General features: G+C 72.5%; 2 protein-coding genes. Both read right to left on the minus strand.

Annotated features, from left to right (window positions below):
* Positions 1-6,119: type I polyketide synthase (locus tag ACIBX3_RS60650; protein ID WP_397129926.1), on the minus strand; the 6,119-nt coding region annotated here is incomplete at its 3' end.
* A 31-nt stretch (positions 6,120-6,150) separates the two neighbouring features.
* Entirely contained in the window at positions 6,151-13,887 is a 7,737-nt protein-coding gene (locus ACIBX3_RS60655) for an SDR family NAD(P)-dependent oxidoreductase (protein ID WP_397129927.1), read from the minus strand.
* Between the last annotated feature and the right edge of the window lie 25 nt (positions 13,888-13,912).

A 13,912-nucleotide genomic window follows, 5' to 3' on the forward strand; every position in this document is an offset into this window, starting at 1 on the left:
TTGCCACCCGGCCCCGCCACACCCGAGATCGGCTCAGCCAACCCCGCCAGCAACTCCTCCCGATCACCACCCACCACCACCGCACGATGATCAAACACCGACCGGCCCTTCACCAACGACCAACCCACATCGGCAGAATCCTGCTCAGGATGCGCCCGCACCCACTCCGCCAACCGCCTGGCCTGCGCCGCAACACCCTCACGCGTCTTGGCCGACAACACCCACGGCACCACCGGCAGCTCGGTCGCCATCCTGGGCTCCGGCTCGACGGCCGGTCCCTGCTCGATGATCACATGGGCGTTGGTGCCGCTGATCCCGAAGGACGAGACGGCGGCACGGCGTGGATGCCCGTTCACCGACCACGGCCGCGCCTCGGTCAGCAGCCGCACGTCGCCCGCCGACCAGTCCACGTGCGGCGACGGCTCGTCCACGTGCAGGGTCTGCGGCAGCGTGCCGTGCCGCATGGCCATGACCATCTTGATGATCCCGGCCACCCCGGCCGCGGACTGGGTGTGGCCGATGTTCGACTTGATCGAGCCGAGCCAGAGCGGCTGCTCCCGATCCTGGCCGTAGGTGGCGATGATCGCCTGGGCCTCGATCGGGTCGCCGAGGGTCGTGCCGGTGCCATGGGCTTCGACCACGTCGACCTCGGCGGTGGACAGCCCGGCGTTGGCCAGGGCGTGCCGGATCACCCGCTGCTGCGAAGGACCGTTCGGCGCCGTCAGCCCGTTGCTCGCACCGTCCTGGTTGACCGCCGAGCCCCGTACCACCGCCAGCACCTGATGCCCGTTGCGCTCGGCGTCCGACAGCCGCTCCACCAGCAACATCCCGACGCCCTCCGAGAGGGCGAACCCGTCCGCCGCACCGGCGAAGGGCTTGCACCTGCCGTCCCTGGCGAGCGCGCCCTGCAAGCTGAAGCCGATGAATCCGAGCGGGGTGCACATCACCGTGACACCGCCGGCCAGCGCCAGGTCGCAGTCGCCGTTCCGCAGCGCCTGCACCGCCATGTGCAGCGCCACGAGCGACGACGAGCACGCCGTGTCCACCGTCACCGCGGGCCCTTCGAGGCCCATCACGTACGCGACCCGCCCGGAGACGATGCTGCTCAGCGTGCCGGTGACCAGGTGGCCCGCGGACTCCAGCGGGATCTGGTCGGAGTGGCGGCCGTATTCCTCGTAGGCCGCGCCGACGAACACTCCGGTACGGCTGCCACGCAGCGAACCGGGGTCGATCCGGCCGTGCTCGATCGCCTCCCACGAGGCTTCCAGCAGGACCCGCTGCTGCGGATCCATGGCCAGGGCCTCGCGCGGGCTGATGCCGAAGAACTCGGGGTCGAAGTCGGCGGCGCCGGCCAGGAAGCCGCCTTCGCACACGTAGGAGGCGAGCGGCGCGTCCGGGTCCGGGTCGTAGATGCCCTCGACGTCCCAGCCGCGGTTGCCCGGCATCGGCGTGATCGCGTCCCCGCCCTCGGCGACCAGCCGCCAGAGGTCGTCGGCGTTGCTCACGCCGCCGGGCATGCGGCAGCTCATCCCGACGATCACGATCGGGTCGTCGGAGACCGGCCCGCGGCTCCCGCCCGCGATCTCGATCTCCGCCCGCGTGCCCAGGACCTCGTCACGGACCAAGCCCGCGAGCACCTTGACGTTCGGGTAGTCGAAGACCACGGTCGCCGGCAGACGCACACCCAAAGCGGCGTTGAGCCTGCCGCGCAACTCGACCGCGGTGACCGAGTCGAAGCCGAGGTCGCGGAAGGCCCGATCCACCTCCACCTCGGCGGGCTCGTATCCGAGCACGGCGGCCACCTGCTCGCGTACCTCCGCGATCAGCAGCCGCTCCTGCTCCTCCGCTCTCAGCGGGAGCAGTTTGGCGTGGAGTTCCGAGGACTCCCCGGTGGCTTCCGCCTCGCTCTCGAGTACCGCCAGGGTCTCGGGCACGCCGTCGAGGAGCGGGCGCCGCCGCGAGGCGGTGAAGACCGGGAAGAACCGCGCCCAGTCCACGTCGGCGATGACCAGGTTTGTCTCGTCGTCGTCCAGCGCCTGCCGGAGGCCGTCGACGGCCATGCCGGTGTCCATGTACCTGACGCCGGTCTTGCGGGCGTCTTCCTCGCTCAGCAGGGTGGTCATCCCACCGCCTGCCGAGTCCCAGAATCCCCAGGCGACGGCCGTGCCGGGGAGGCCGCGGGAGCGGCGGTGCGCGGCGAGCGCGTCGAGGAAGGCGTTGCCCGCGGCGTAGGCCCCGTTGTGCGCGCCGCCCCAGACTCCGGCGCCGGACGAGAACAGGACGAAGGCGTCGAGCGGTCCGGTGAGGAGCTCGTCCAGGTTGGCCGCCCCGGCGATCTTGGCCTGCGTGGCCTGGACCAGCTCGTCCTGGCCGAGCCCGGTGATCGGCTGGATGTGCGGGACGCCGGCGGTGTGGAAGACCGACCGGATGGCGCCGCCGGCGGACTCGACCTCGCGGAGCAGCGCCGTGAGCGTGTCGCGATCGGCCACGTCGCACCTGGCCACGGTGACCCGCGCGCCGAGCTCTTCGAGCTCCGCCACGAGCTCGGCCGCGCCGGGAGCGTCGGGGCCACGCCGGCTGGTGAGCACGAGGTGCTCGGCGCCGCCGCGGGCCAGCCACCGGGCGACGTGCGCGCCCAGGCCGCCGGTGCCGCCGGTGATCAGCGCGGTGCCGCGGGCCTGCCAGCGCCCGTCCGATCCCGCGGACGTTCTGGGCGCGCGGGTCAGCCTGCGGGCGAAGACGCCGGAGGCGCGGATCGCCAGCTGGTCCTCGTCGCCGATCCCGGCGAGCACGCTCACCAGCCGGGTCAGGATGCGCTGGTCGAGCGTCTCGGGCAGGTCGACGAGGCCGCCCCAGCGGGCCGGCTGCTCCAGGCCGAAGACTCTGCCGAGGCCCGCGACCGCGCCCTGCTCCGGATTGCGTACCGGATCGACCCGGCTGACGCTCTCGGCGCCGTCGGTGGCGATCCAGAGCGGCGCGTCCACGCCGGCGGAGTCCATGGCCTGGATCAGCGTCACCGTCTGCGCCAGGTCTCCGTAAAGTGACAGCACGCCGGCGACCGGCTCTTCGCCGCGCGGCTGCGCGGCGAAGTCGTGCAGGAGCTCGCACCGGGCTCCGTGCCGTTCGAGCGCCTGTACGACGGCCGCCGCGTCATCGGCGCGGTCCGCCGGGACGACGATCCGCCAGTCGCCGGACAGCGCGGGCGGCTTCCCGCCGGGGACGGTGACGGGCGTCCAGGTGACGCGGTAGCGCCAGGAGTCGAGCACGTCCTGGTCGCGCCTGCGCCGGCGCCAGGACGACAGTGCCGGCAGGATGGCGGCGAGCGGGGAGCCGTCCTCGATGCCGAGCGTGGCGGTGAGCGCGGCGACGTCCTCACGCTCCACGGCCGCCCAGAACTGCGGGTCGACGGAGCCGTCGCCCTGCTCGGCCGTCGCGGCCCCGGGCATGAACCAGAAGCGCTTGCGCTGGAAGGCGTACGTGGGCAGGTCGACGCGCCTGGGGCAGGCCTCGGCGAAGTACGCGTCCCAGTCGACGGCGACGCCCCGGCAGTGCAGCTGTCCGAGTGCCTCCAGGAAGGCGCGGCTCTCGTCGCGGTCCTTTCTGGCCGGGGTGACGAACACCACGGCGTCGTCACCGTCGAGCGTCTGCCTGGCCAGGCTGGTGAGCACGCCGTCCGGGCCGACCTCCACGAACACCGTGGCGCCGCCGGCCCGGGCGGTGGTGACGGCGTCGGCGAAGCGGACGGCCTGCCGGACGTGGTCCACCCAGTAGCCAGGATCGGTGAGCTGGCCGGCCTGCGCCTTCTGCCCGGTCACGTCGGAGATGATGGGGATGGCCGGCTCGTGGTAGGTGAGTGACTCGGCGACCTGCCGGAACTCCTCCAGCATCGGCTCGATCAGCGGCGAGTGGAAGGCGTGCGACACCCGCAACCGCCGCGTCCGCACGTCGACCTGCCGCTCGATCCCGGCGATGGCCTCCTCGTCACCGGAGACGACCACCGCGCCGGGGGCGTTGACCGCGGCGATCCCGACCCGGTCCGTCAGGCCGTCCAGCAGCGGCAGCACCTCCTCCTCCGTCGCGGCGACGGCCAGCATCGCCCCGCCTGAAGGCAGCGCCTGCATCAGCCGCGCCCGCGCGGCCACCAGCGTGCACGCGTCGTGCAGCGAGAGCACGCCCGCCACGTGGGCGGCGGCGATCTCGCCGACCGAGTGCCCGGCGAGCACGTCGGCTTGGACGCCCAGCGAGGTCAGCAGCCGATACAGGGCGACCTCGAAGGCGAACAGCGCCGGCTGGGTCATCCCCGTCTCGTCCAGCACCCCGTGGGGGTCGATGAACATCACGTCCCGTACGGGGTGCGGCAGCAGGGGATCCAGGACCTTGCACACGTCTTCGAGCGCGTCGGCGAACACCGGGAACGCCTCGGCCAGCGCGGCCCCCATGCCCACCCGCTGGCTGCCCTGACCGGCGAACAGGAAGGCGAGCTTGCCGCCCGCGCCGGCACCCGTGACGGTCCCGGCCGCGACCCCGCCGTCGGCGAGCGCCTGGAGACCGGCCAGGAGCTCGTCCCGATCCTCCCCCACCACGACCGCGCGCCGGTCGAGGACCGCCCGGCCGGTCGCGAGCGACCAGCCCACGTCGGCGACCCGCAGCTCCGGCTGCTCGCTCGCCCACTCCTTCAGCCGGCCGGCCTGTGCCGCCAGCGCCTGCGCGTCCTTGGCCGACACCACCCAGGGCACCAGCGGCAGGTGCAGGCCGTCCGGCCCGGCGTCGGCCTGCTCGGCCGGCGGCTCTTCGATGATCAGGTGGGCGTTGGTGCCGCTGAAGCCGAAGGCCGAGACGGCGGCGCGGCGGGGCGCCTCGCCGCGGTCCCACGTCTTGGGCTCGGTCAGCAGCTCGACTGCGCCGGCCGACCAGTCCACGTGCGTGGACGGCTGGTCCACGTGCAGGGTCCGCGGCAGCGTGCCGTGCCGCATGGCCATCACCATCTTGATGACGCCGCCGACACCCGCGGCGGCCTGGGTGTGGCCGATGTTCGACTTCAGCGAGCCCAGCCACAGCGGCCTGCCGTCCGGCCGCTCCTGGCCGTACGCGGCGAGGAGCGCCTGCGCCTCGATCGGGTCGCCCAGGGTCGTACCGGTGCCGTGCCCCTCGACCGCGTCGATCTGCGAGGGCGACAGCCCGGCGTCGGCCAGCGCCTCCCTGATGACCCGGATCTGGGAGGGGCCGTTCGGCGCGGACAGCCCGTTGCTGGCGCCGTCCTGGTTGACCGCGCTGCCGCGGATGACCGCGAGCACGCGGTGCCCGTTCTCCTGAGCGTCGGAGAGGCGTTCGAGCAGCAGCACCCCGACGCCCTCGCTCCAGCCGGTGCCGTTCGCGGCGTCGGCGTAGGACTTGCAGCGGCCGTCGGCGGACAGGCCCCGCTGCTGCGAGAACTCGATGAACGTGTTCGGGGTCGCCATCACGGTCACGCCGCCGGCCAGCGCCATCGAGCACTCGCCCCGCCGCAGTGACTGCGCGGCCAGGTGCAGCGCCACCAGCGACGACGAACACGCGGTGTCGACGGAGACGGCCGGGCCCTCGAGGTCGAGCGCGTACGCGACCCGGCCGGAGGTGACGCTCCCGAGCGCTTCGGCGCGGAAGTAGTCGTGGTACATGATCCCGGCGTAGACCCCGGTACGGCTGCCGCGCACGGCGGCCGGGTCGATGCCCGCCCGCTCGAACACCTCCCAGCACGATTCCAGGAACAGCCGCTGCTGCGGATCGGTCCCGAAGGCCTCACGCGGGGAGATGGCGAAGAATCCCGCGTCGAAGTCGGCGGCGTCGTAGAGGAACCCGCCCTGCCGGGCAGTGGTCGTGCCCGGATTGTCGGGGTCCGGGTGGTACAGGTCCTCTCGCCAGCCGCGGTCGGCCGGGAATTCGGAGATCGCGTCTCCTCCTTCGTCGATCATCCGCCACAGCTCCTCGGGTGAGGTGACCCCTCCCGGGTAGCGGCAGCTCATGCCGATGATCGCGATCGGCTCGTGGTCACGCCCCTCGATCTCGCGGAGCTGCCGACGAGTTTGGGCGAGGTCGGCCGTGACCCGCTTCAGGTAGTCCCTGAGCTTGTCTTCGTTTGCCATCGGAATAAACCTTTCTCAGCCGGCGCGCCTGTCAGGAGACTTCGAGCTCGTTGTCGATCAAGGCGAACATCTCGTCGTCGCTGGCAGCCTCGATCTGGTCCGCGATGCCGGCTTCGCCGCCGGAACCGTTGAGGCCCGACAGGACCTCCTTGAGCCGCGCGACGAGCCGGTCGCGCACGGTGCTGTCCTCGGTCATCCGGGCCATCGAGGTCTCGATGGTGTCGAGCTCGGCGAAGATCCGCAGGATGCCCGCCTCCTCGTCCTCGGCCCCGTCGAAGTGCCCCATGAGGTACTCGATGAGCTCGGCCGAGGTGGGGTAGTCGAAGACCAGCGTGGCCGGGAGACGTAGCCCGGTGACGGTGCTGAGCCGGTTGCGGAACTCGACCGCGGTGAGCGAGTCGAAGCCGAGATCCTGGAACCGGCGCTGGGGGTCGATGGCCGACGCGTCGGCGAATCCGAGCACGGTGGCCACCCGGCCGCGGACGAGGTCGGACAGCGCCGACTCACGTTCGGCCGGCTCCATCGCGGCCAGCCGGTCGGCGAGCCCGTCGACCGCGGCCGCCCGCCGCGGGGCGTTGTTCCTGGCCTGTACGAACCGCGCCGCCACCAGCGCCGCCCGGTCGGCCCGCAGACCCGCGTCGAACAGCGACAGCCCTTCCGCGACGGACAGCGGCTTCAGCCCCATACGTTCCATCCGGCGCAGGTCAGCCTCGGTGAGCTCCTGGGTCATGCCGCCCGCGTCCCACAGACCCCAGGCCAGCGAGACCCCCGGCAGCCCCCGTGCCCTGCGGTATTCCGCCAGCGCGTCCAGATAGGCGTTGGCCGCCGAGTAGTTGCCCTGGCCAGGACCGCCCAGCACCCCGGCCAGCGAGGAGAACAGGACGAACGCGGACAGGTCCAGCTCGTGGGTGAGTTCGTGGAGATGCCAGGCGGCGTCCGCCTTCGGCCCCATGACGGTGTCCAGGCGCTCGGGTGTGAGGGAGGGGATGATCCCGTCGTCCAGCACCCCGGCCGTGTGCACCACACCCGTCAGCGGGGTCGATGCGATCAGCCGGGCAAGCGCGTCGCGGTCGGCCACGTCGCAGGCCTCGACCCTGACGTCGGCCCCCAGCTCGGACAGCTCGGCCACCAGCTCGGCCGCGCCCGGGGCGTCCGGTCCGCGCCGGCTGACCAGCAGCAGCCGCCTCACGTCGTGTGCGGTGACGAGGTGGCGCGCCACCAGCGCGCCCAGCCCGCCGGTGCCGCCGGTGATCAGCACCGTGCCTTCCGGCCCGAACACCGGCCCCCGCTGCTCCTCCGGTACGGCCACGCGGGTCAGGCGCGGCACCCGGATCTCCCCGGCCCGCACCGCGAGCTGGGACTCCCCGGTGCTCAACGCCTGCTCGACCAACTGCTCCGGTACGTCGCCGTCCAGGTCCAACAGCACGAACCTGCCGGGCTGCTCTCCTTGAGCGGCCCGCACCAGGCCCCACACCGCCGCCTGCGCCGGACTCGGGACGTCGTCCTGAGCGGCCGCCACCGCGCCGCGCGTGACGATGACCAGGCGGGACGAGGCGAACCGCTCCTCGGCCAGCCAATCCTGGACCAGCGTCAGCGCGTGGTGCACCCCGCCGAGCGCCTCAACCAGGACGAACTCCGGAAGCGACCCGTTCAGCTCGGAGAGCGCGCCGAGCGACACCCGGCGCGGCGCCTGAGCCGCGGGCCTGGGCGGGACGGCGCTCCACTCGAGGTGGTGCAGGTTCTGGCCGGCGGTGGTGGTCAGCTGCGCGGTGGACAGGGGCCGCAGCGTGAGCGCCTCGATGTCGGCCACCGGCACGCCCGTGCCGTCCGCGATGGCCAGAGAGATGGCCGGTGACGACGGGGAGGACGCGGCATCGGTGGTGGCCTTGATGCGGAGGCCGGTCGCCCCGGCGGCGTGCAGTGACACCCCGGACCAGGCGAACGGCAGGAACGGCCGGCCCGGCTCCACCGCCGGGAGCAGGCCGCCCAGAGCACTGGCGTGCAGTGCCGCGTCCAGCAGGGCCGGGTGCACCCCGAACCGGGCCGCCTCGGCATACTCCTGCTCCGGCAGCGCGATCTCGGCGAACACCTCACCCGGCCGCGCCCAAGCACGCACCAGCCCCTGGAAGATCGGCCCGTACTCCAGCCCGATCATCGCCAGATCGTCATACAGCTGCTCGACCTCGACCGGCGCCGCATCCGCGGGCGGCCACTGCACCACGTCAAAGCCCGGCACACCACCCTCGGCCGCCAGCACGCCATCGGCATGCCGCACCCACGGCTCGGCCGTCCCCGGACGCGAATGGATGCCCACCGACCGGCCACCGCTCTCGTCGGCCGGACCGGCCACCACCTGCACCTGCACCGCACCCTCGGCCGGCACCACCAACGGCGCCTGCAACGTCAGCTCCCGCAGCCGCGAACAGCCCAGCTCATCCCCGACCCGGACCGCCAGCTCCACCAACGCGGTCCCCGGCACGATCACCATGCCGTTGACCACGTGATCAGCCAGCCACGGATGCGTGGCCACCGACAGCCGGCCGCTGAAGATCACGGACTCGCCACCGGCCACCTCGGTCACCGCACTCAACAGCGGATGCTCGATCGCGCCCAGCCCGGCCGCGTCCACGTCCCCGACCTCGGCCCGCGCCGTGACCCAGTACCGGTCTCGCTGGAAGGCGTAGGTCGGCAGTTCCACTCGCTGCGGCCGCGCCGGAGCGAAGAACGCTTCCCAATCGACCTTCACCCCGTGCGCGTGGAGCCGCCCCAGGGCTTCGACCAGTGCTTGGGCTTCGTCGCGGTCCTTGCGAGCGGCCGGGATGAACACCCCATCGGCGATGCTCTGCTGAGCCAGCCCGGTCAACACCCCATCCGGACCCACCTCCACGAACACATCCGCGTGAGCGGCGGCCACGCCGTCGGCGAAGCGCACCGCCTCCCGCACGTGCTCCACCCAATAACCCGGCGTGGCCAACTGCCCCGGCTCGGCCACCCGGCCGGTCACATTCGAAATGACCGGAATCGACGGCTCATGGAAGGTCAACCCGGCGATCGCCTGCGCGAACTCGGCCAGCATCGGCTCCATCAACGGCGAATGGAACGCATGCGAGACCCGCAACCGCCGCGTCCGCACATCCACCCGCCGCTCGATCTCCGCGATCGCCTCCTCATCACCGGAGACCACCACCGCACCAGGAGCATTGACCGCCGCGATGCCGACCCGCTCACCCAGCAGCGGCACGATCTGCTCCTCAGGCGCTGCGACGGCCAGCATCGCCCCGCCCTCGGGCAGGGCTTGCATCAGCCGCGCCCGCGCCGCCACCAGCGTGCACGCATCGGCCAAGGAGAACACCCCCGCCACGTGCGCCGCGGCGATCTCCCCGATCGAATGCCCCACCAGCACATCAGCCCGCACCCCCAACGACTCCAACAGCCGATACAGGGCCACCTCGAAGCAGAACAACGCCGGCTGCGTCATCCCCGTCTGAGCCAGCACCCCATCCGGATCGGTGAACATCACCTCCCGCAACGACGGATCCAAATGCTCACAAACGTCCCGCAACGCCCGCTCGAACACCGGGAAGGCCTCCGCCAGCCGCCGGCCCATACCCACCCGCTGACTGCCCTGACCGGCGAACAACAACGCCACCCGGGACCGGCTTCGCGCCGACACGGGCTCTCCGTCCTCGGCCAGCGCCGACAGCGCCCCGAGCAGGGCGGCCCGGTCCTCGCCCACCACGACGGCGCGCTGCTCCAGCGCACTCCGCCCGGTCACCAGCGACCATCCCACATCGGTGGCGTTCAGCTCGGGCCGTGCCTCGATCCAGGCCGCCAGCCGGGACGCCTGCGCCCGCAACGCCGCCGCCGTCTTGGCGGAGAGCAGCCACGGCACCACCGGAAGCGCCTGGCCGGGCTCGTCGTCCTGCGGCGGGGCCTCTTCCAGCACCACGTGCGCGTTGGTGCCGCTGATCCCGAACGAGGAGACCGCAGCCCGCCGCGGGGCGTCCTGCCGTTCCCACGGCCGGGCTTCGGTCAGCAACTCCACCGCGCCCGCCGACCAGTCGATGTGCTCCGACCGCTCCTCGGCGTGCAGGGTCTGCGGCATGACGCCGTTGCGTAGCGCCATCACCATCTTGATCACGCCGGCCGCGCCGGCCGCGGCCTGCGCGTGGCCGATGTTCGACTTGATGGTCCCGAGCCACGCCGGCTTGTCCTCCGGCCGGTCCTGGCCGTAGGTGGCGATGATGGCCTGGGCCTCGATCGGGTCGCCCAGTACGGTGCCCGTACCGTGTGCCTCGATCATGTCCACGTCGGCGGCCGAAAGCCCCGCGTTGGCCAAGGCGTGCCGGATCACCCGCTGCTGCGAAGGACCGTTGGGCGCCGTCAGCCCGTTGCTCGCGCCGTCCTGATTGACCGCGCTGCCGCGGATGACCGCCAGCACCGGGTGCCCGTTGCGCTGGGCGTCCGACAGCCGTTCGACCAGCAGCGTCCCCACGCCTTCCGAGAGGCCGACACCGCCTTCCGCCTGGGCGAACGCCCTGCACCTGCCGTCCACCGACAGGTTCCGCTGCCGGGCGAACTCGATGAACGTCCACGGCGTCGCCATCACCGTCACACCGCCGGCCAGCGCCAGGTCGCAGTCACCCGACCGCAGCGCCTGCACCGCCAGATGGAGCGCGACCAGTGACGACGAGCACGCCGTGTCCACCGTCATCGCGGGCCCCTCGAACCCGAACGTGTACGACACCCGGCCGGACGCGACGCTGCCCGAGTTACCGGTGCCGATCAGCCCTTCCAGCTCCTCAGGCACCGAGGAGAGCTGGTTCGCGTAGTCGTGGTACATCACGCCGGAGAACACGCCGGTACGACTGCCGCGCAGCCTGTGCGGGTCGATCCCGGCCCGCTCGATGGCCTCCCACGACGCCTCCAGCAGCAACCGCTGCTGCGGATCCATCGCCAGCGCCTCACGCGGCGAGATCCCGAAGAACTGGGGATCGAACTCGGCGGCGTCGTACAGGAATCCACCGTGCCTGGCGTAGGAGGTGCCCCGGTTGCCGGGGTTCGGGTCGTACAGCTTCTCCAGGTCCCAGCCTCGGTCCGGCGGGAACTCGCCCACGGCGTCCCCGGCCTGTGCCACGAGCCGCCACAAGTCCTCCGGCGATTCAACCCCGCCGGGGAACCGGCAGGCCATGCCGACGATCGCGATGGGCTCGTCGTCGACCGCCGACGACCGTGCTATGACCGCGACCTCCCGCGTGCCGAGCAGCTCGCCGGACAGGAAGCCGACGAGTGCGGCCTGGGTCGGATAGTCGAAGATCAGCGTCGCGGGCAACCGCATGCCCGTGACCTCGCTGAGGCGGTTGCGGAACTCCACCGCCATCAGTGAGTCGAAGCCCAGCTCCTGGAACGACATGTCGTCGGTGAGCGCCGAGGTGTCGGCGAACCCGAGCACCACGCCCAGCTGGGCTCGTACCAGATCCTCGAGCGCGGCCTGCTGCCCGTCCGGCGGCAGGCTCGCCAACTGCTGCTTCAGCGTGGCCGCGGTCTCCGACGCGGCGGTCACCACCCGCCTGGCGGGACCTGACACCAGACCGCGCAGCAGGGGTGCCAGCATGTCCGCGTGGTTGCTCAGGACCTTCAGGTTCAGCAGGGCAGGGACCAGCGTGGCGCGGCCGGAGCCGAGCGCGGCGTCGAACAGGGCCAGCCCGTCCTCGGCCGACAGCGGGTCGACGCCCGAGCGCGCGAGGCGCTGCAGAGCGGCGTCGTCCAGGTCGGCCAGGCCGCCCTCCTTCCACAGCCCCCAGGCCAGCGAGATCGCGGGCAGGCCCTGCGCCACGCGGTGCTCCGCGAGAGCGTCCAGGTAGGCGTTGGCCGCCGCGTAATTGCCCTGGCCCGCGCCGCCCAGCACGCCGGCCAGCGACGAGAACAGGATGAACGCGGTCAGCGGCCGGTCCTGGGTGAGCTCGTGCAGGTGCCGGGCGGCGTCGGACTTGGGCCGCAGGACAGTGTCGAGGCGTTCGGGGGTCAGAGAGGTGATGACGCCGTCGTCGAGGACTCCGGCCGCGTGTACGACACCGGTCAGCTCGGGGACGGACGCGATCAGCTCGGCGACGGCGTCCCGGTCACCGACGTCACACGCGGCCACCGACACCTCCGCGCCCAGCTCCGCCAGCTCGGCCACCAGCTCCGCCGCACCCGGGGCATCCGGTCCACGCCTGCTCACCAGCACCAGACGCCGCACCTCATGCGCACTGACCAGATGCCGGGCCACCAGCGCACCCAGCCCACCGGTGCCACCGGTGACCAGCACCGCGCCGTCCGGCCCGAACACCGGCCCGTGCTCCTCCGGCTGCGCCGCGCGTGCCAGGCGCGGCACCCACAGCTCCCCAGCACGCACCGCCAGCTGCGCCTCGCCGCCGGCCAGCGCCCGGTCGACCACTTCCGCCACCGGCTCGTCATTGTCCAGGTCCAGCAGGACGAACCTGCCAGGTTGCTCGGCCTGCGCCGCGCGCACCAGCCCCCACACCGCCGCCTGCGCCGGATCCGGGACATCGTCCGGAGCGGCCGCCATCGCGCCGCGCGTGACGATGACCAGGCGCGACGCGGCGAACCGGTCGTCGGCCAGCCACTCCTGGAGCAGGCTCAGCGCTTCGTGCACCTCGGCGGGAGCCTCGACCAGCAGGCACTCGGGAACCGGCCCGGTCTCGGGGAGCCTGGGCAGGATCTCCACGTCGCGCAGGTCGCCCGTGGCGTTCGACGACAACGGCGCCCAGTCGACCTGGAAGAGCCTGTTCCTGTTCGTGGTCTGCGGCCGGCCGACGGACACCGGGCGTACCGCCAGCGAGGAGACCGTCGCGACCGGCAGGCCGCCGGTGTCCATCAGCGTCAGGGAAATCGCGCCCTGGGCGATGAGGGAGATCCTGACGCGGAGCTTCGTCGCTCCGGAGGCGTGCAGCGCGACCCCGCTCCAGGCGAACGGGAGGGCGGGGCGGCCGGGCTCCGCATCGGCCACGAACCCGCCGAGGGCGGTGGCGTGCAGTGCCACGTCGAACAGCGCCGGGTGCAGGCCGAACCGGGCCGCGTCACGCGCCATCTCCTCGGGCAGCGCCAGCTCGGCGAATACCTCGTCGCCCTTGCGCCAGGCGGCCTGGAGTCCGCGGAAGGCGGGGCCGTAGCCGAGGCCCATGCCGGTGAACTGGTCGTACAGGCCGTCCAGGGACACTGCCTGCGCGCCTTCCGGTGGCCAGGTTCCCTCGGGCTCAGGAGCGGTGACCCCGGCTCGGGTCAGCGTTCCTGCGGCGTGCTGGGTCCAGGGCTCGTCCTGTACGCCGTGCGGTCGCGAGTAGATGCCCAACCGGCGGCGGCCGTCCTCGTCGGGCGCGTCCACGGCGACCTGGAGCTGGACTGCTCCGCGTTCGGGAAGGATGAGCGGGGCCTGGAGGGTGAGCTCTTCCAGCAGGTCGCAGCCGGCCTCGTCGCCGGCTCTGATGGCCAGCTCCACGAAGGCCGTGCCTGGCAGGAGCACGTGTCCGTTGACGGCGTGATCGGCCAGCCACGGGTGTGTGGCGATCGATACGCGGCCGGTGAGGACCACCGCCCCGCCGTCGGCCAGGGCCGTGGCCGCGCCGAGCAACGGGTGCCCCGTGGCCCACAGCCCGAGGCTCTCCGCGTCGCCGCCTGCACCGGCCGCTTCCTGGAGCCAGTAGCGCTGGTGTTGGAAGGCGTAGGTGGGCAGCTCCACCCGCCGCGGCCGGGCCGGCTCGAACACCCCCTGCCAGTCGATACCGGCACCA

The organism is Nonomuraea sp. NPDC049480 (genome assembly GCF_044465905.1).
Classification (GTDB): domain Bacteria; phylum Actinomycetota; class Actinomycetes; order Streptosporangiales; family Streptosporangiaceae; genus Nonomuraea.